The organism is Paenibacillus sp. WLX1005 (genome assembly GCF_046603685.1).
In the GTDB taxonomy this organism is placed as follows: domain Bacteria; phylum Bacillota; class Bacilli; order Paenibacillales; family Paenibacillaceae; genus Saccharibacillus.
This window is the reverse complement of sequence record NZ_CP176756.1, coordinates 4892347-4912185: the sequence shown is the minus strand read 5'-3', so window position 1 is coordinate 4912185 and position 19839 is coordinate 4892347. Positions and strand designations below refer to the sequence as shown.

The following is a 19839-nucleotide window of genomic DNA, read 5'->3' as shown; positions in this document are numbered from 1 at the left end:
GAAGTGAATTAGTGCAATCATAGTTGAAATGACATCATATTTGAAGTGAAAAAAATCACAAGGAGTGTATTGACATGACGGTGAATGCAGAAGTGAAGACGAACACAGATTGGTTATACAGCCGGGTCATGACGTATCGTTTATTGAGTGAGATGTTGCAGCGCAAACCAACCCTTTCCAAGCTGATCGAATGGCGCCGGGAAGCGGGACGGTTGATGCAGTTATCCGCTCGTCCTCACGCATTGCTGCTCACGCTTGAAGATACACCCCTTGCCAATATTATTCAGGACGCTGACCAGCAGTGCAGCGTATATGAGCATCTGTTTGAACAGCACGGATTGCCATCCGGCTTCCGAGCGGCAGAGTATGTTCGTCCAGGGCAAGAGCCTTGCGGATATGAAGCGATGCTGAATTCGGTCTATTCTCGTGCAGGCATTACCTTCAAAAAGACCGCGCAGGAAACCGATGATCATATCGGCATTGAATTGGAATTCATGTCACTGCTGGCAGAACGATTAGCCGAGAGCGAAGGCAATACGCTGGAGCAGATCAACGTAATTCAAGCGCAGCTTGATTTTATGGAGCATTATTTACAGCCGTGGGTTCCGGCATTGTGTCAGCAGCTGCAACAGCAAGCGACTCAGTCCCTATATGGACAGTGGGCGGAGATGGTACTGTCTTATCTGGAACAGGATCAGGAAGATTTGCGCCATTATGCAGTAGACCTGCGGTACGTCTAAGGAACTATCTGACATTAGTTATGGAGTGAATATTAGCCCATAATTGTTATTTTTATACAAAAAATGCGTCTATACGGCTTCAAACGCAGCTGGATTGTCCAATGGAGTAGTAAAGGGAGGCTGACCACCTTGAACGAGCATAGGGGCATGTTGCCGAAGATTGTCGTCCGATCATGTGAGGTTGAAAAGGAATTTCCGTCGTTGGACTGGGCTAGACAGTACGCACGCAATGAACTGGTTCCACATGAAATCAATTTTGTCGTAAGCGATACGCAGACCGGTGAGATCTTTATGGATGTACGCTTTCCCGCACGCACAACAATCCCCTGAGCTTTAAGCTTCAGGGGATTGTTGTATGTCGATATGATTGCCGATGCGGTACACATCTTCCATGTCCAGTATACCGGCTCCGGGATATAGCGCACACGCGCTGCCACAGGCGGCACCTAATCGCAGCATCGCCCGTGTTGAGCCACCGCGACTGGCAGATACGAGCATTCCTGCCATCATCGCATCGCCGCTACCGAGTGGACTGACGATCTGCAATTGTGGTACAGACACTTCGTAGAAATTGCCTGTCGAGCGTTCGGCGGCAATTGCGCCCTCTGCACCGAGCGAGATGACGGGCATTTCTACACCGTAATCCATCATCGCCGTTAGTGCCTGACGCAATCGCTTGGGACGATCCGCCGAATCGGGTGAGATGCCTGCCCACTGACAGGCTTCCTGCTCGTTGGGCTTGATTAGATACGGCGCTGCCTTGATACCATGCATCAGCGCTTCGCCGCTCGTATCCAGCGCCGTTGCCGCTCCATGACGACGGGCAATCTCGATCAGCCGTCCGTATAAGGGAGGGGGACAGCCGTTAGGCATACTGCCGGAGAATAGCACCCACTGCGAATGGGCTGCCAGATTGGCAATCGCTTCTTCGACCCGATCTAGCTGCTGTACATTGACGCTAACCCCTTGCTCGATAAATTCAGTCTGGGTTTTCTGTTCCCGATCCAGTACCGTAATCGCGAACCGGGTTTCGCCCTGTGCTTCGGTAAACCGCGCCGGAATCTCTTCCTCTTGTAGCAGCGAGATGAGTCGATATCCATTATGACCGGCTGCGAATCCAGCGGCGGTTACCGGTTCACCGAACCGATGAATGATGCGGGCGGCGTTGACCCCTTTGCCGCCGGGCAGAATCAGTCCGTGTTGAATGCGATGTACCGTGTCGGGACGCAGCGTGGATACTTGATACACAAGATCCAGCGCTGCATTAAGCGTGACCGTTGTAATCATACGTGCATACTCCTTCAAAACCATGTAGTGACGAGTGGATTGCCATATCGGTATCGCAGTCTGTAACGCCACTTTCGTATGGTCGGAGTGATGCCGGAACAGACAACCATCAGGAGATCAATTTTAATCCGACTGCCGACGTTACGATCATGGCGATAAACAGAATGCGCAATCCGCTTCTTGCTTCATTATACATAAGCATGCCGACAATTGCTCCGCCCACCGTACCAATCCCTGTCCAGATCGCATACGACGTGCCCATAGAGATGCCATTCATAGCAAATGTCAGAAACGAGAAGCTACCGCCAAACGCCACAATCATCAGCAATACATTCATCAGAGAGCGTTGCCGAACGAGTCGATTCATACAAATGACGCCGAATATTTCAAAACAACCAGCAGCGATCAGACTCAGCCAATACATTATGCTTCACCTGCCTTTGCTGTGGATTTGCTATCACTATCAGTAACAAGCTTCAATCCAATCACGCCAGCCATCAGCAGCAGGATCAGACCGATCTTCGCCCATTGTACCGGTTCGCCGAAGATCAGCATCTCTGCCGCTACTGTTCCGCCCGTGCCGATACCAGTAAATACGGCATATACTGTGCCTACTGGCAAGCGACGTGAAGCTTGAATGATAAGGTAAAAGCTTGCGGCGATACCGATTGCTGTTAACGTCCATTCTCCCGGTGACGCAGCGTGCTTCAGCCCCGACACCCACACGACCTCGATCAAGCCGCCAATCAATACGTATAACCAGTTGCGATTCATGATTACTCAAACTCCTTTTTGTATCTATATCTTTGCTACATTTGGATTTCTTGCGAATGTTGAGTTGTTCCGATATGTTGCGATGCGTCTATTCAGACTTGTCGATAATGCCGCGCCAGTAGATCGGCCAGATCGTATCAAGTCGCTGGATGGAGCGCTGATCCTGTCCATACAACACTTCAATGACGATACCATCGGCGCAGGTCATATACGCGCGTGCCGCTTGCTCTACTGATACGATGAGCTGCAACGTATCCTGCTCCTGCTGCAATTGATACTGAAATAGCTTGATCAGATGACGTTCCAGCTCATCCAGCATATTGTAGATTAACGGAAATACTTGTTGTTCCAATGCCTGCGGCGGAAAAAAGGACATGCGTACAACGAATTTGATCGTATCGTCGGTATGATACAGCTGCAAAATATGATGCAGCAGTCCATGCAGCTGTTGCTCCAACGTATCCTGGCGATGCTCCAATATATAGCGCATAATGGAATGCTGCTGTACGCGTGCTGCTCGTTTTAGAACTTTGTAAAATAGATCGGCTTTGCTATCAAAATGCGCATAGATCGATGGCTTCTTAATATCAGCTTCAGCGGCAATCTTTGCAAGGGAAGCTCCTTCATATCCATCGCGAGCAAAATGGGACAAACCAATATTGAGCAATTGACTTTTTACATTCACAATATCACCTACCTAACGGTCGTTAGTTAAAATAGTATCACCACAAATTTGAGATGTCAAACAGATATGGCAAATACATAGTGACATCAAAAACGCAGGCTCTGCTACATTGTGTTTGTAGGAGAGCCTGCGTTTGTATTCATTTGAACTGAAAATAAAGATAAAGAGTGAATCGTACAAGTGCTGTTCGATGCTTAACATGATTGCTAGAGCATAATATCAAAGCAATCGCTAAAATATCAAAATGTCGTAAAGCCAAGAATGAGCTGTAAGCGATACGCGATGTCTTTGAGCCATGTTGTATCTTCCTGATAGTCGCTGAGCGGAACGGTATACTGTTCGCCATCGTTGTTCCACAGCATATTGAAATAGCTGTTTACCTCACGCATTAATGGCTCGTCGCCTGGAGCGGAAATCCAGAAATCATTTTCCAGATTATAATCCTTGAGATTACGCGGCGTGAAGTTGGACGAGCCACCGATGATTAGATCATCACTGTTGGCGGAATCGATGTACATCAGCTTCGTATGATATTGTTCGTCGGTCGTATTGTACCAGCGAATGCCGATCTTGCCGCCGGATTCATCGTTTAGTTCGGCAGCGACCGGACGGTTTGGAATCCCAATCTTATCCTGTCCAAATGCATTCTGGTTCGGGTCAAGAATGAGCTGGATATTGACGCCGCGCTGCGATGCACTCAGTAGCTCGCTCGTTACCTGCTTGTCAGCGAGATAGAACATGCCCATCCAGAGCGTATCACCTTTCTCGGTAGAACGAATCGCTTCCAGCAGGCGGTCGTACACTTTGCCTTCAGTCATATAACGCAGCTGAATCGGACCGCTGCCGGTAGAGTCGGTCGATGTGACGCTACCGCCGTCACTAGTATCGCCAGAGCCGCCAGTTGACGGATCAAGCGTACTTCCATTTTGACCAGTACTGCTACCGTTGGTAGAGCCGGATGCGGCGTTACTTGAGCTACTGGATGCAGTATGGACAGTGTTGGTTGTGTTACTCGAAGTTGATTCGGTTTGAGCGGTGGCAGTCGACGATGCAGAGACTGATGATGCAGAAGCAGGGTCTACAGTGTCGCCTGTGCCTTGATTATCGGCGGTTGCGGTGTTGTCATCGTACGTTGGCAATGTTATAGTACTGCCGGATAGATTAACGACCGCTTGCTCGGCTTTGAGCAATTCGCCGATGATGGGACCTTGTACTTCAAATGCGACATTCGAGTTGTATGCACTCGCATCGTGAATATTGCCAGTCGATACCATCGCGCTGTTGTCGGTGATGATCGCTTTGCGGTGATTGGCTTTGACATTCATTAGCTTCAAATACGAGCGGAACGTCATATCTGGACCGGATGTTGCCATAGCGTTCGGAATTGTACCTTTGCCTGCTTGACCGAACCATTGGAAAAAGGTACGCCATACCGCCGAGTACACAGGCGTAGAATCACGAAGTGGATCAACATCGGTCATAACGACGCTGATGCCTGCTTGCTTTAATTTTTCCAGCAATGGATTGGGGGTGGAGTTGTAATCGGTATTCACTTCATCAGTAATGAACACCATTTGCATATCCGGCTTTTCCTGCTTGCGCTGGATCAGCTTGTTTGCCAGCCCTTCACTGAGGGACGGGTACTTCTGACCGTTATGTACATAGTTGTTGAACAGGAACATATCGATAACGACGTACTGATTCGCTTCGTCAATCATCTTCAGCACACGATCGTAAATATGCCGTTTCTGGGTAAATCGGTCGCCTGATCCGGCGGCGGGATAGGTGAGGTCATAGTAGAAATTCACATGATCCACACTGTAAACGGGACTCTCATACGAGACGCCCGCTGGTAGCGGTTTGTTGGTCTGGTAGACCATGACGGCGATCAGCCATAGCACCAATAGACCGAGTAAGATGCGGACAGTCGAGAGTCGCCAGCCGTTACGCTGCTTCGGTTTGTTAGTATGACGGCTGGAACGTGAACTGTGCACGGGGGAAGTATTTTCCGAAAATGCGCTCATGTGGATATAGACTCCTTTCAATATAAGGGGGTGGTCATGCAAAGGAATCCGTGCATATCCATCCTATCTAACCATATAACAACAAAGCCGTATCTTTGACGCAACTGCTACATCGTAAGCAGATCATTTGGTGCAGGAGATAGACAGTAAGCTGCAACACAGATGAGCTGTATGATGAATATAGACTTCTGTACGAAGAATACGGACATCAAAAAGGGAGCAAAAGGATGATAAACAGAGCAAATACTTGTATGAACAATTGTTTGCGCCTACAGTACGGCACGACGACAGATAACAATTGTGGAATATGTGTGACAGCCTAACGGACAGGGTGTTCAAACGGGGTGTTAATTGTTTATATATAGCGTATGGGTAAATGGTTGCAATTTTATCTTTTTTACGCACCTTACCAAAGGATCTTAATTCGGAACAAAGGGGAATGTCATGAAAGCGACTCAATCTACCCGCAAAGCAGTTATCGTCGGAGCAGGACCGGGCGGACTTGCGGCAGCGATGCTGCTGGCGAGTCACGGGTACGAGGTGGATGTATTCGAGAAGCAGCCTGTAGTCGGTGGACGATCTGGCAGGCTGGAACTCGGCGATTACCGATTTGACCGTGGGGCGACTTTTTTGATGATGCCGCATCTCATTGAAGAATTGTTCAGTCTATCGGGTCGTTCGCTTCATCATTATGTAAACATGCAAGAACTGACGCCGCTGTACAGCTTGCATTTTGGCGATACCGTGTTTAAGCCTTCGCGCAATCGCGAGGATACCGCAGCGCAGATTGCAGCGCTGTTTCCCGGTAATGAGGACGGATATTATCGCTATCTGGAAGAGGAAGATGTGAAGCTGGAAAAGGTAATGCCGCTGCTGCGTCGTCCATTTGCAGGCTTGCTGGATTATGCGCGTGCGGATGTCATTCGTGCGCTACCGAAGCTGCATCTGCATGATACGGTGTACGGACGCTTATCCAAGTATTTTACCGATGAGCGATTGAAGCAGGCATTTACGTTCCAGTCCAAATATCTGGGCATGTCGGCATGGGATTGTCCGGGTACATTTACCATTTTGTCGTATTTGGAACATCGCTACGGTTTGTTCCATCCCGAAGGCGGCGTGCATGCTGTATTCGAAGCGATGGCAAAGGTGATCTCTGAACATGGCGGACGCGTACATACCAGTACGGGAGTACAGCGTGTACTGACTGAGAATGGCAAGACAACTGGCGTATTGTTGGATGATGGACAGCAGATCATGGCAGATCATGTGGTGATTAATGCCGACTTCGCGACGGCGATGAATCGATTGTTCGAGCCGGGTGTATTGCGCAAGTATGCGCCGGAGAAAGTTGCTGCCAAGACGTATTCTTGCTCTGCTGCGATGCTGTACCTAGGCATTGATGGCGAGGTCGATCTGGATCATCATTCCGTACATTTCTCGGACAATTATCATCAATACGTCGACGAAGTAACCAAGTTCAAGACGCTGTCGGACGATCCATCTCTGTACGTGCATAATCCGTCACGGCTTGATCCTACGCTGGCACCTGCGGGCAAATCGGCGCTGTATCTGCTCATGCCGACTCCGAATCTGAGCGGCGAAACAGACTGGGAAGCCAAGCGCGAAGATGTGAAGGAGCAGATGCTGAACCGTGCTGAGCAGATTCCGCAATTGCAAGGATTGCGTAGCCGGATTGAGCAGCTGACATTGTTCACACCGCTCGATTGGGAGCAGCAGCTGGATGTGTATCAGGGCGCTGTGTTCAATCTGACGCATAATCTGGGGCAAATGATGGCATTTCGTCCGCACAATCAGTTTGAGGAAGTAGATAATGTATGGCTCGTCGGTGGTGGTACGCATCCGGGCAGCGGTTTGCCGACTATCTTCGAATCGGCGCGTATTAGCACGGCGTTGATCTTCAAACAGGATGGCGTCACCCATAGCCATTCGCAGGATGCCGCAAACGTGCTTGCCGAAGCGGAGCCGTCATGAGCCGTCGTAAAAAGGTCGCCATCGTGGGCGGCGGAATCGGCGGACTGACAACGGCATTGCTGCTCAGTCAGCGCGGCGCAGATGTGACGATCTTTGAGCAAAGCAATCGGCTGGGTGGTCGCATTGCTTTTGAAGAGCAGGATGGTATGCAGATTGATCAGGGACCGACGATTGTGCTGCTGCCAGAGATGTTGCATGGCATTATGGAAGAAGCGGGTATTAGCCGTGACCGACTGCCATTGCTGGAATGTGATCCGCTGTACCGGATTCATTATACGGATGGACGTGTGATGACCAAGCATCGCGGCACAGAGCAGCAGGCGGCGGAGATCGAACGACTATTTCCCGGCGAGGGAGCTGGATTTCAGCGCTTTATGCGTGATATGACGCCGTTATTCTCACGGGGACAGGCTTCGTTTTTGGAACGTGATTTTCCGAATGCAGGTTCGTTCTTCTCGCGCAGTAATTTAGGCTTGATGCGCAGTCTACGTGCGTATCGGAATCTGAGCAGTGCTGCTGGATTGTATTTCCGTAATCCGCGTCTGCGTGAAGCGTATTCGCTGCAAAGCCTATATATTGGTGGCATTCCCGAAAAGTCGCCAGGGCTGTACACGATGCTGCCGTATGCGGAACATGCTTTTGGTATCTGGATGCTCAAAGGTGGATATGGCGCACTGCCGCAAATTCTCGGCGAGGAGCTGCATCATCGCGGTGTGACGATTCAGCCCAATTGTCCGGTGGAGCGTCTGGAAGTACGCAACGGTGTATGCATCGGCGTACAAGCCGACGGGGAGCGATTGCCGTTTGACAGCGTGTTGTTCAATGGCGATTTTCCATCTATCGACCGACTGCTTGAGCATGCACATCCGCAGCTCAAGCCACGTCGTCGTCCGTTTCAACCGTCATCTGGCTGTGTGCTGATCTATGCAGGCACCAATCGGCGTTGGGACGATCAGCTGACCCATCAGTTCTTTTTGCCAGATGATCTGAATCAAAGTTTGCGTCAGACATTCGGACAGCGGCAATTGCCGACGCATCCGTCAGTGTACGTGTTCAATCCGACAGCACTGGATGATCAAGCAGCTCCACCCGGACGCAGCGCATTGTACTTCCTAATTCCGGTAACGGATGCAGAAGGCATCGCTTGGGAGCAGGATACGGGGGCGCTGGTGGAGCAAGTATTGAATACGGTAGAGCAGCGCGGTTGGCATGGTCTTCGTGCTTCGATCGATTGGATGAAGGTACGTACGCCAGCAGACGCTTTGCAAAGCGGATTGTACGGTGGTGGCAGCTTCGGTATTGCCCCGATTATCCGACAGTCCGGTGTATATCGACCGCAGCCACGTCCATTTCCGACCATTCGTCGTCTGTATGCGGCAGGTGCTTCCGTTCATCCGGGCGGCGGCGTACCGATTGTCATGCAGGGCGCACGAATGGCGGCACAGCAAATGTTAAAGGAGTTGGGAATTTGAAATACGCAACCGAAATGGATCTGAAAAACTGCGAAGAGATGATTCGTCAGGGTTCATCATCGTTTTATTACGCATTTAGCTGGCTGCCGAGTCCGCAAAAGGAAGCGGTGCATGTCATCTATGCCTTTTGTCGTTTAATTGATGACAGTGTGGATGAGCCGGAGCAATCGCCGTATAGCATTCGTGAATTGCAATCAAAGTTTGCGGCGCTTGAGCTGGCAGATGGACATTTTATCTGGCCTTCGCTGCGCTGGTTGTTCCACGAGTTTCCGGCATTGTCCAAAGCGCCGTTTCAGCGGCAAATGGATGGGCAGACGTATGATCTGACCTTTACTCGGTATTCCACGATGCGCGAGCTGGAGCATTATTGTTATCTGGTCGCTGGTACAGTAGGCGAGATGTTATTGCCTGTACTAAAAGGCGAGCATAGCGAGCTGATTCGCCATTCCGGCATTGCACTTGGCAAAGGGATGCAGATCGTTAACATCATGCGCGACATTGGCGAAGATAGCCGTCGCGGTCGTCGTTATATTCCGCTGGAGTTGATGGCGCGACATGGGTATACGGAGCAGGAATTGGAAGATGGCGTGATCAATGCCAATTTCGAAAACATGATGGAAGAGTTGCGTCTGCTGGCAGAGCAGTGGTTCGCTACCGGATTGGGTGATCTGGACGAATATCCAGAGCGCAGCGCGTTTACGGTGGAACTTGCGGCGACGTTCTATGCAGGCATTATGGATGTCATTCGGGACAATCGATATGACGTGTTTACACAGCGCGCGATTGTGAGCGATGAGCAGAAGGTGATGATGCTGATCGGCATTGCCCAGCGTCATGATGTGAATATGGATATGCTGAACCGTCCGGCGGTTTCGTAGGATGGCATGGGTATTCTGGGTCTGGTATGTGATCGGAGCAGGATTACTGCTGACGATCGGTGTACCAAAGGTACTGGATGTTTCCAATGGACTGTTTCTCGTGTTTTATGCCTTATACGCGCTGTCGCTCGTTCGTAAAAGCACGGTGCAAACTCCACTGTCCGACCGGTCAGTCAGTCATGCAAACGTAATCTCGATGCGACATCTGGTGTCTGCCGCTGCGCTCATGTGGCTGGGCGGCATGGCGCTGGAATGGCTTGGTGTACATACCGGTTGGCCGTTTGGACAATATGCGTACAGCAATACGTTAGGTGCGCTGATCTGGGGGGTGCCGTGGACGCTTGGCTTTGCTTGGATTGCGGTAGTGACGGGCGGGATTCTATTATCCAGTGTACGTGGGTTACACGGCTGGGTTGGAAAAGTGGTACGCGCATGTCTGGTTGGGGTATGGATTATTATTCTTGATCTGGTACTTGATCCGGTCGCACATGCACGTGGTTTCTGGCATTGGGGTGGTAGCGGTGGCTTTTACGGCGTACCGTGGAGCAACTTTGTCGCATGGTTTGTCGTTGGCGGTGTGCTGTCGCTGAGTATTCCGCTGCTGACATTATCGCGGCGTATTAGACGACAGGCGGTCTGGTTGTATCAGGCGATTCTGCTTATGTTCGGGTTGCTGGCATGGCAGCATGGCATTACCGGATCGGTCATTTTTGCGCTGGTAGGTATATTGCTGGCGGAAGGGAGTTACCGTTATGATCGCCGCGCGTAAATCGGCTGGATTTGATCGTATATTCAGATTGTACAATGATCGTTATTTGCTACGCCGTCAGTTTCAATCGTTTGCGATGAGTGGTCATGGATTGGATGTGATTCCTGCTGGGCAGCCGGCGATTTATATTATGAATCATAGTTCGTGGTGGGATGGACTGCTGCTATATCATGCATTTCGGCAGACGTCGCATGCGGATCATTATGTGATGATGGAGGAGCGACAATTGAAGCGGTATGCTTTTTTCGGGAAATTGGGTGCATTCTCGATTGATAAAAGTAGCCCGGGTGACATTCGGCAATCGATGCGTTATGGCGGGCAATTGCTGCAAAATGGCGGTCGGGTGTGGATTTTCCCGCAAGGGGAGATGAAGCATCTGGATACAAGACCACTGGGCTTTCGCCCGGGTATTCATTTGTTGTTGCGGCAAGCACCTGTACATACTCCGGTCATTCCAGTGACGCTGTATTACGGATTGTTTCAGCATGCGCGCTTGCAGGTGTCGCTACATGTTGGCGAACCGCTGCGCGAAGACTGGCAAAATTTACGTTCTGCTGAATGTTCAGCATTGCTGGAAGAACGTCTGACCTCGCAGCTGAACTGGCATCGCGATCAGATGATTCGGCAGGATGGCAATATGGCGGATGAACGGAACTTGATTCCGCCCCGCCGTTCGACCGATGACCGATACGACCAATACCGCCAGTGGAGAAAAAGGTGAGTTTATGGAATTGCTGTTGCAAGTGATTATCATCGTGTTGGGATTGCAGCTGGTGTTTACGATCTGGAATATACGGCAAATGCCGCGGCTTGGCGATACAGTGCAACGACAATCATGGGAGCAGGTGTATCCTGAACCATCTGAGTTGCCTTTGAAAAGTCAACTGAATACATCGATTCAGCTAAATACGTCTATCCACACCAAGCAGCAGAATAGTGAATTGCCGCTGCTGTCAGTCTTGATTCCGGCGCGCAATGAAGAAGTGAATATTCGCGAATGTCTGCAATCGGTGCTGGATTGTCGTACGGATACGATTCGGCTGGAAATTCTAGTTATTAACGATCATTCCGAAGACGGTACAGAGCAGGAGATTAAGGCGCTGATGCAGATTGATGATCGTATCCGGCTATTTCAGGGAAAACCGCTACCAGAGGAATGGATGGGCAAATCATACGCTTGTCATCAGCTGTCCAAGCATGCACAGGGCGAATGGTGGCTGTTTATCGATGCCGATGTACGCTTGGAACGAGAAGCATTGGAAGCGGCGATGGTCACTGCACGCTCGCAAGGAACCGGTCTGATCAGCGGCTTTCCACGTATGGATACCGAAACGTGGTTGGAGCGGATTGTTGTGCCGATGATGGCGTTTATTATCGGGTATCATCTACCGATCATAATGGTGCGTCGCAGTCCAAAGCCCTTTTTTCTAGCGGTAACGGGGGCATGGCTGATGATTCATCGAGACAGTTATGCACGCACAGGTGGGCATGAGCATATTTTCAATCATATTGTGGAAGATATGGAACTTGCCAAAGCCGTCAAATCGGTAGGTGATCCGGTGACGCTGGCGGATGTACATCGTTATACGTCCGCTCGCATGTATCGGAATGCAGCGCAAGTATGGGAAGGGTATAAGAAAAATATCTTTGTCGGTACCGGGCGCAATGCTTGGCTGGTACTCGGTATTGTCGGGATATATACACTTCTATTTCTACTGCCGCTCGTATCATTGCTTGTTGGTATCGTCACATTGCAACCGATTATTGTAGGTTGGGCTGCGGCTGCGGTACTGATTGGAATGATTACGAAAGGCATTATCGATCAATTCAGCGGTAAGCCGTTCTGGATGGGTGTGCTGATGCCGCTGGGTGCGATAGGTATGATCCTGATTTTGCTGGATTCATGGATCAGCAGTCTGAATGGCAAAGGATACAGCTGGAAAGGCAGGACGTACGGATGAATATCAATACATCTTCTGGTCAACGCAAGGTTATCGTTATCGGAGCCGGCTTTGGCGGATTATCGTGCGCGATTGGACTAGCTACGCGCGGCTATGAAGTCACGATATTGGAGAAGCAGCCAACGATTGGCGGCAAGCTACAAGCGGTGGAGATCGATGGATACCATTTTGACCGCGGACCTAGCACGATTACGATGCCGCATGTGTTCCGCAGTGTGTTTGAACAGGCGGGGCGTTCTATGGATGAGTATGTGCAGCTGTACGAATTGGAGCCGCGTACTCGTAATGTGTTTGCCGACGGGCATATTGTCGATTTGAGCCGGGATGCGGATGTGACCGCGCAGCAGATTGCTGCGTTCAGCCCGCAGGATGCCATGCAGTACAAGCGCTTTTTACAGGAAGCGCAGGCGCTGTATCGTGAGGCGGATTCGCGCTTTCTGAATACATTGCTATTGTCGTGGAAGGATAAGCTGACGCCAGCAATGGGGAAAAGTCTACTGCGTGTACGTCCGCTGACGACGCTGCAACAGCTGTTGCAGCGATATTTCCACCATCCGCATACACTGAAAATGTTCGGTCGTTATGCGACTTATGTGGGCGCATCGCCTTATGCGGCACCAGCGATCTTCGCGATGCTGGCGCATGTGGAGGCGAACGATGGAGTATACGGTGTCCAAGGCGGGACGCATCAGATTATTCGCGGCATGGAACAGCTGGCATTGGAGCTAGGCATACATATCCAGACCGGAACCGAAGTGAACCGGATTCTGACTACGTCTGGCAAGGTGACTGGTGTGGATACCAATCGTGGTCATTATGAAGCGCCGCTGGTGATCGTTAATGGCGATGTGCTTAGTACGAGCCGTATGCTATTAGAACCGGAGCAGCGTCCATCGCTCAGTGATCGGCGAATTGACAGCTATGAGCCATCGTTGTCCGGTTTTGTCACGCTGGCAGGGGTGCCGCAGCGATATGATCAGCTGCTGCATCACACGGTATTTTTCCCGGAGCAGTATGAGCCGGAGTTTCAGCATATTTTCAAGGAACGCACGGCACCGGCAGATCCGACGCTGTACATTTGTCATTCCGGATATTCTGAACCGGAGATGGCACCGGCGGGTGGCAGCAATCTGTTCATTCTTGCCAATGCGCCGTATACGTCGAACAGCTGGGACTGGCAGGAGCAGCAACACGCATATGGGCAAAGGATTGCCGGTATGCTGGAACAGTACGGATTGACCGGCATTCGTCAGGCGGAGGTATGGCAGCATTATACGCCAGCGGATATTCAGCGGGATACGTATGCGCACAAAGGAGCCATTTATGGCATTTCATCCAATGGCGCACGCCAGACCTTTTTCCGTCCGGGCAATCGTAGTCAGGATGTACAAGGGTTATGGTATGTGGGTGGTACGACACATCCGGGCGGTGGCACGCCTATTGTTACTTTATCCGGTCAACTGGTTGCACGTCACATCGCCGAACATTCGCACAGGTGAGTGCTGATGCTGTGTATCGCAAAGTTGATAGATCCGCAAGTATGCCATATGTAAGAGTAGATTTGCATTACGGTTTGGAATATGCGCAATTGCTGGTATAGTGAAGCATATGAGAAATGATCTGGCGGGAAAACAGTGCAAGGACGAAGATGCAAATGTCCGTTTCTATGCGTCAAACGTCGATTGCCTACATATCCTGATCAAGGAAGGAAGCAACTATGAAGCACAATCATCCCGAAGAGGGACATATTTCGGATCGCAAAAGCGCGCATGTCCGCCTCTGTCTGGAGGAAAATGTCGCCGGCGAAGGCGTAACATCCGGGTTCGAACGATATCGTTTCCGTCATCAGGCATTGCCAGAACTGGATTTTGCTGATGTGCAGCTGGGAACATCGCTATTCGGCATGGAATTGCGTACACCGCTGCTGATCAGCTCCATGACGGGCGGCAGCGAAGCGACCGGGCAGATCAATCGCCGTCTGGCGCAGGCAGCGCAACATCGTGGCTGGGCGATGGGTCTCGGTTCGGTACGCGCGGCGATTGAGCATGACGAACTAGCGGCGACGTTTCATATTCGTCAGGAAGCGCCGGATATTCCGGTGATCGCCAACCTTGGCGCAGTGCAGTTGAATTACGGATTCGGTGTGGAACAATGCCGCCGTGCGGTCGAACTGGCGGAAGCGAGTGCGCTGGTGCTGCATCTGAACACATTGCAGGAAGTGTTTCAGCCGGAAGGCAATGTGAATTTTGCCGGATTGTTGTCACGGATGGAGCAGGTAGCAAGCGAATTAGATGTGCCAGTGGGCGTGAAGGAAGTCGGTTGGGGCATCGACGGGGAGACAGCGCGCAGACTGGCGGATGCTGGGATAGCGTTTATCGATGTGGCGGGTGCAGGTGGCACTTCATGGAGTCAGGTCGAGAAATTCCGCAGCCATGATGCTGTGCGGCGCGCGGCAGCGGAAGCTTTTGCCGATTGGGGAAATTCAACAGCGGATTGCATCATAGATGTGCGACGTACGTTGCCAGAGATTCCACTGATCGGTAGCGGTGGTCTGCACAACGGCGTGGATGCTGCCAAAGCTATCGCCCTCGGTGCCGATCTAGCAGGATTCGGACGCTCACTCCTCGGTGCAGCAGTCGATTCCATCGAAGCGCTGGAACAGGTATTGGCGCAGGTGGAGTTTGAATTATCTGCTGCGATGTTTGGTGTTGGCGCACGCAATATTAAAGACCTTCAGCAGAGTAAGCATCTGTATGAGAAGGGTGCTTATTTCGGTTAAGGGATGGTATGTATGACGAAATAATCCTCTGATCAAGCTCAAGCTCGGATATTGTCCGGGCTTTTTTTGCTGTTGGAAAATGGATGCTGGATCGTTCTCTGCCCTGTAGGCGGATTCATTTTCAGAGAATAGGTAAACTCCGTGAAAGTTACCGAGGAAGTATACATAATCCTTGATCAGGCGTCGATAATAGGAAGGTTAAAGTCAATGTTGCGACAATGGAATGTATTCTTTGTTGCAGCGAAATGAGCACCCGGGAGGAACCAGCATGAGAAAGACAAAGCGACGCATTAGGGCAGGACTGCGCCTGAAATTATATTTGATTATTTTAGTGCCATTGTTGATGATCGGATTGCTGACGATGTGGACGACCCAGCATCTGATTCAGCAATCTTCGCTGTCCACTTTGCAGCAAAACAATGTCATTTTGACGACCAAAACAGCAGCCGGTCTGGATCAAGCGGCCATTCAATCGGTGAATACGTCGTCTGATCCTGAGCAGACGACAGGTTATAAGGAATTACGCGACGAATTGATCAAGCTGCGTGAGCAGACGGGTGCGATGTATGTGTACATGTTCAATCATGTGGATGATAAATGGATCTATACCGTCGATGGAGCACCATGGAATGATGATAATTACAGCGCGTATGGCGATGATTTTGTCTTCTCCAGTGCGGTGGATCGTCAAGTGCTGGCAGGGCAGGTTGTGACGACACCACTTGTTGCGGATAATACATGGGGCGAATTTTTCTCTACTTTTGCTCCGATTCAGGATAGCAGCGGTCAGACGATTGGTTATGTCGGCATCGATATTCCGGCGAAAACGGTCAGTGATGTGTACAAGAGTACGTTGACTACCGCTTATCAGCTAGTAATCCCGATCTTCGCAGCTGTTGTCCTGTTGGCAGCGATTGTCGCAATGATCTTCATCCGGCGCACGCTGAGCCAAGTAGGAGAGATCAAGCATAGCATGGAGCAAGTGACGCAAGGCAATCTGACCATTGCATCGAAACGCATCACTAGCGATCAACTGGGCGAGATTAGTGATCTGAACAATGCGATGATCGCTCATATTACTGACATGATCTCCAGTATTCAGCATAGCTCGGATACCTTGCAACAATCGTCTGGTCACATTAGCGAAGTATCCGGTGCTACCTTGCGTCAGACAGAGGAATTGTCGCGTGCTATTCAGGAAATCGCTTCTGGTGCGAATCAGCAGGCAGAACAAACGGAACAATCGGTTGACCAGTCCGCGCGTCTTGGTCAGATCATGGACGAGATTGGCAGCTATGTGCATCAATTCGGCGCTACCGCACAGCAATTGACTACGGTGCGCAATACGGTGCTGCATGAGCATGAACTGTTGCTAGAGCAGGGCAAAGCCAATGTGAGCAGCGTGCAGCAATTGCAGCAGCTATCGGATACGCTGGCAGAGCAATCACGGCAAGCTTCCGGCATTAGCGGACAAGTGCAGGACATCGTCAAGCAAACGCAAATTCTGGCGCTGAATGCTTCCATCGAAGCGTCTCGTGCCGGTGAAGCAGGACGCGGCTTTGCGGTCGTTGCCAATGAAATGGGACAGCTGGCGCAGCAGTCTGGTGAATCAATCCGTGAGATTGACCGCATTTTGGGACAATTTGTGCAGCAGATTGTGCTCATTCATGCTGAATTCGCTCGCAGTCTGACGTCGGCAGAGCAGCAGGAACATCGAATTGCCGAGTGCATGGAATCGTTTGAGCAGGTCAGTCAGGTGTCTGAGGATGTACAGCGTCTCGCTAGCGATCTGTCGGACAAAACTGGCCGTATGCAGCATATCCGCCACGAAGTCGAGGAGCATCTGACGCATATTGCTGCCACTACCGAGCAGACGTCCGCTATGACCGAAGAAGTAGCGGCAAGTGCCTTGGAACAGCAGCAGTCTGTTTCCGAATTACGTAACATTTCTGGTGATCTGAACAACCTGGCAGGGCAGCTAAAAGGTCAGGCGGATAAATTTATCGTTTAATCGTTTGCCACACCTGAGGTTGTCATATATAATAGTGTGGAAATTCAGATGAGACCTGTCACCAATTCAACATATGGGAGTTGTCATATAAATGGCTTTGAAAGCTGGTATTGTCGGATTGCCTAACGTAGGTAAATCCACTCTTTTTAATGCAATTACACAAGCGGGCGCAGAATCCGCTAACTATCCGTTTTGTACGATTGATCCAAACGTCGGTATTGTCGAAGTACCGGATGAGCGTCTGGATAAACTGACAGAACTGGTTGTACCGAAAAAAACCGTACCAACCGCATTCGAATTCGTCGATATCGCTGGTCTGGTACGCGGCGCGAGCAAAGGCGAAGGACTGGGTAACAAATTCCTCGCTCATATCCGTGAAGTCGACGCGATTGTACACGTTGTTCGTTGTTTTGAAGATGAGAACATCACCCACGTTGATGGCAAAATCGATCCGATCAGCGATATCCAGACGATCAATCTGGAGCTGGTACTCGCCGATCTGGAGAGCGTCGACAAACGGATCGACCGTTCCAAAAAGAACATGAAGGGCGGCAACAAGCAGTATGCGCAAGAGATCGAAGTACTGGAGCGCATCAAAGAAGCCCTGTATAGCGATATGCCTGCACGTAGCGTAGAACTGACTGACGATGAGCAAATCATCATCCGCGATCTGCATCTGCTGACAATGAAGCCGGTACTGTATGCAGCGAACGTAAGCGAAGACGGCGTAACCGATGCCGACAACAATCCTTACGTAATCAAAGTAAAAGAATTTGCTGCTGCTGAAAACGCAGAAGTTGTGCCAATCAGTGCCAAAGTCGAAGCGGACATCTCCGAGCTGGACGACGAAGACAAAGCGATGTTCCTCGAAGAACTTGGTCTGGAAGAATCCGGTTTGAACCGTCTGATCAAAGCGGCTTACCGTCTGCTCGGACTGTACACGTATTTCACTGCCGGTGTGCAGGAAGTACGCGCATGGACAATTCGCAAAGGAACCAAAGCACCGGGTGCCGCTGGCGTGATCCACACCGACTTCGAACGCGGATTTATCCGTGCAGAAGTAGTGGGCTACGATGATCTCGTAGGAGCTGGTTCGATGAACGGCGCCAAAGAACGCGGTCAACTGCGTTTGGAAGGCAAAGAGTACATCGTCAAAGACGGCGATGTGATGCATTTCCGTTTTAACGTGTAAATGTTGTACGATGTACGATGCGAATAGAATCGTCAGATGTGATGCAATGCGTGTTTTGGATATCGTTAGATACAAGATGCGTAGTATGACGGAGATGATCATTGGCATTGATACTTTTGCATGAGCATAAGCGTATATAGCAAAAAGCCTGATGGAGACAAGCACGATAAGGATAGTTCCTTTCGCAGCTTGATCCATCAGGCTTTTTTGGTTTCTTTTTAATGATTGATATTGCATATTGGAACATTCATACCATGTCTAACGGTATCTTCTTATTTCATAAACGGCAAATACACTTCGTCTGTTGTAGACAGGAGCGGAATCTGTTCAAACGGCACATAAGCAGGATGCTTGCGAATCGATGGAATAAAGCCGGGATTTTGCCGGAGATGAGCGTGATCCATCTGGATTAACAACTGCTGGACAAAGGGACGAATCGTCGTACCCATACCATCGCTAAATTCAAAATGATATTGTCGATAGTTGCCGTTTCCGATTACAATCAACTGATTATTCTCTTTGAAGGAGTCGAATTGCTTCATGGAATTGGTCGATACATAGAGTTGCCTAATGTCCTGCAACAGCATCGTTGTAAAAGCAAAATCTTCTCCCTGACGCTGTGTACCCATAATCAATTCAAAGGGAGTCAGAACCAGAAAATGAAGCGGAGAAGTAAATGAGCCGTTCATTCCGCCAGGACGCAAATCTTCAATATCATCATCCGAGTAAGCTTCATTTTCATATCGGTGCCCGGATAGATTGCTATATGCCGCCACCAGTTCATCATTCACCGATAGAATCCCTTTTTCTACTAATACTTGTGTAGTCTTTAGATTCTCTCGTAACAGTCTTTGATGATATTTGATAAACAACCAGTAAAAGAACGGCAAAATCAACAAAATCAATGTACACATTATAGGCATCCATCGTTGTAATGCATTGGTAATATACAATAGAATAGTTGTCAGCAAAAACAATACATAAAAGACGATAAAATATCCCATTCGAAACGATGGGGACAGACGATAAAATATAAATCCACGATGTGGACGATAGTGTGATGTTTTCGGATTGAGTATCAGTATACGCGGGAGCCATAACCAGAAAAGTGCAGTCGTCGTAACCACAAGCGCAAAGGAATAGCCGATTCCTGTTTCATCATATACAAAATAACAAAGGGGCAGTGTAAACAGACATATAATCCAATGCATGAGGTAGATTTTCCATTCGCCTCTGCGGGTTCGATTGAGTAGGTTCATTGTGCTAACGCTC

Annotated in this window: 18 protein-coding genes; 12 read left to right on the top strand and 6 right to left on the bottom strand. The window is 50.0% G+C overall.

Going from position 1 to position 19839, the window contains the following annotated elements:
* Positions 1-74 precede the first annotated feature (74 nt).
* The gene (locus ACE3MZ_RS20990; RefSeq protein ID WP_411344031.1) at positions 75-740 is read left to right on the top strand and encodes a molecular chaperone; all 666 of its coding nucleotides are present in this window, start codon (positions 75-77) and stop codon (positions 738-740) included.
* A gap of 129 nt (positions 741-869) precedes the next feature.
* A complete protein-coding gene (locus ACE3MZ_RS20985; protein ID WP_411344030.1) occupies positions 870-1070 on the top strand; it encodes a hypothetical protein in 201 nt (66 codons plus the stop codon).
* 3 nt (positions 1071-1073) lie between these two features.
* On the opposite strand, the gene ACE3MZ_RS20980 is transcribed toward ACE3MZ_RS20985, so the two are convergent.
* The 5 genes from ACE3MZ_RS20980 to ACE3MZ_RS20960 all read right to left on the bottom strand — a co-directional run bounded on the left by ACE3MZ_RS20980 (position 1074) and on the right by ACE3MZ_RS20960 (position 5510).
* Entirely contained in the window at positions 1074-2027 is a 954-nt protein-coding gene (locus ACE3MZ_RS20980) for a 1-phosphofructokinase family hexose kinase (RefSeq protein ID WP_411344029.1), read from the bottom strand.
* 109 nt (positions 2028-2136) lie between these two features.
* Complete coding sequence (locus ACE3MZ_RS20975) at positions 2137-2451, bottom strand: DMT family transporter (RefSeq protein WP_411344028.1); 315 nt, start codon at positions 2449-2451, stop codon at positions 2137-2139.
* Positions 2451-2801 carry a DMT family transporter gene (locus ACE3MZ_RS20970; protein ID WP_411344027.1) on the bottom strand — a complete coding sequence of 117 codons (351 nt, stop codon included), beginning with the start codon at positions 2799-2801 and terminating at the stop codon, positions 2451-2453. Before ACE3MZ_RS20970 ends, ACE3MZ_RS20975 begins: the two co-directional genes overlap by 1 nt.
* 88 nt (positions 2802-2889) lie before the next feature.
* Positions 2890-3486, bottom strand: a complete 597-nt coding sequence (locus tag ACE3MZ_RS20965) for a TetR/AcrR family transcriptional regulator (RefSeq protein WP_411344026.1) — start codon at positions 3484-3486, stop codon at positions 2890-2892.
* Between the two features lie 239 nt (positions 3487-3725).
* The gene (locus ACE3MZ_RS20960) at positions 3726-5510 is read right to left on the bottom strand and encodes a phospholipase D family protein (protein WP_411344025.1); all 1785 of its coding nucleotides are present in this window, start codon (positions 5508-5510) and stop codon (positions 3726-3728) included.
* A 444-nt stretch (positions 5511-5954) separates the two neighbouring features.
* Here ACE3MZ_RS20960 and ACE3MZ_RS20955 point away from each other — a divergent pair, with 444 nt between their 5' ends.
* From ACE3MZ_RS20955 to ychF, 10 genes are all read left to right on the top strand, one after another.
* Positions 5955-7505, top strand: a complete 1551-nt coding sequence (locus tag ACE3MZ_RS20955) for a phytoene desaturase family protein (RefSeq protein WP_411344024.1) — start codon at positions 5955-5957, stop codon at positions 7503-7505.
* Entirely contained in the window at positions 7502-8977 is a 1476-nt protein-coding gene (locus tag ACE3MZ_RS20950; RefSeq protein WP_411344023.1) for a phytoene desaturase family protein, read from the top strand. Before ACE3MZ_RS20955 ends, ACE3MZ_RS20950 begins: the two co-directional genes overlap by 4 nt.
* A complete protein-coding gene (locus ACE3MZ_RS20945; protein WP_411344022.1) occupies positions 8974-9855 on the top strand; it encodes a phytoene/squalene synthase family protein in 882 nt (293 codons plus the stop codon). Before ACE3MZ_RS20950 ends, ACE3MZ_RS20945 begins: the two co-directional genes overlap by 4 nt.
* Before the next feature lies 1 nt (position 9856).
* Entirely contained in the window at positions 9857-10624 is a 768-nt protein-coding gene (locus tag ACE3MZ_RS20940; protein ID WP_411344021.1) for a carotenoid biosynthesis protein, read from the top strand.
* Entirely contained in the window at positions 10608-11345 is a 738-nt protein-coding gene (locus ACE3MZ_RS20935; protein ID WP_411344020.1) for a lysophospholipid acyltransferase family protein, read from the top strand. The genes ACE3MZ_RS20940 and ACE3MZ_RS20935 overlap by 17 nt, the downstream gene beginning before the upstream one ends.
* A gap of 4 nt (positions 11346-11349) precedes the next feature.
* Positions 11350-12585, top strand: a complete 1236-nt coding sequence (locus ACE3MZ_RS20930) for a glycosyltransferase (protein ID WP_411344019.1) — start codon at positions 11350-11352, stop codon at positions 12583-12585.
* On the top strand, positions 12582-14084 hold the full coding sequence (locus tag ACE3MZ_RS20925) for a phytoene desaturase family protein (RefSeq protein ID WP_411344018.1): 1503 nt from the start codon (positions 12582-12584) through the stop codon (positions 14082-14084). The genes ACE3MZ_RS20930 and ACE3MZ_RS20925 overlap by 4 nt, the downstream gene beginning before the upstream one ends.
* A gap of 218 nt (positions 14085-14302) precedes the next feature.
* Complete coding sequence (fni, locus tag ACE3MZ_RS20920) at positions 14303-15364, top strand: type 2 isopentenyl-diphosphate Delta-isomerase (protein WP_411344017.1); 1062 nt, start codon at positions 14303-14305, stop codon at positions 15362-15364.
* Positions 15365-15632: 268 nt separating this feature from the next.
* Complete coding sequence (locus tag ACE3MZ_RS20915; RefSeq protein WP_411344016.1) at positions 15633-17375, top strand: methyl-accepting chemotaxis protein; 1743 nt, start codon at positions 15633-15635, stop codon at positions 17373-17375.
* 91 nt (positions 17376-17466) lie between these two features.
* A complete protein-coding gene (ychF, locus tag ACE3MZ_RS20910) occupies positions 17467-18567 on the top strand; it encodes a redox-regulated ATPase YchF (RefSeq protein ID WP_411344015.1) in 1101 nt (366 codons plus the stop codon).
* Between the two features lie 272 nt (positions 18568-18839).
* On the opposite strand, the gene ACE3MZ_RS20905 is transcribed toward ychF, so the two are convergent.
* Positions 18840-19826 carry a hypothetical protein gene (locus ACE3MZ_RS20905; protein WP_411344014.1) on the bottom strand — a complete coding sequence of 329 codons (987 nt, stop codon included), beginning with the start codon at positions 19824-19826 and terminating at the stop codon, positions 18840-18842.
* Between the last annotated feature and the right edge of the window lie 13 nt (positions 19827-19839).